This is a genomic window from Mycobacterium simiae (genome assembly GCF_008370645.1).
Lineage (GTDB): Bacteria > Actinomycetota > Actinomycetes > Mycobacteriales > Mycobacteriaceae > Mycobacterium > Mycobacterium simiae_A.
The window spans coordinates 1-233 of sequence record NZ_VTZN01000671.1 but is presented as its reverse complement, the minus strand read 5'-3'; the positions used below and the strand labels follow the sequence as shown (position 1 = coordinate 233).

The window sequence follows — 233 nt, the reverse complement described above, 5'->3', positions numbered from 1 at the left end:
ACCGCCAGGCCGTTGACGTCAGCGGCCAGCACCGCGCCTCCCTGGCGTGCCAACCACGGTGTAGCGACCTGTTGCAGCTTGGTGGGATCGGTCACGGCCGATTCCGGATTCTGGAACTCAAACTCGGGAGCGTCATAGCCCATCCACGCGATCACTGCCGTGGAATGGCTGGGATCGGCTCTTAACGACTGGTCGTAGAGATTGATGGCGTCATTGTGCCCGTCGTACAACCA

At 61.4% G+C, this 233-nt stretch carries 1 protein-coding gene; it reads right to left on the bottom strand.

Features of this window, described 5'->3' with window-relative positions:
* On the bottom strand, nucleotides 1-233 hold a 233-nt coding region (locus F0Q45_RS27325; RefSeq protein WP_223163974.1), incomplete at both ends, for an alpha/beta hydrolase.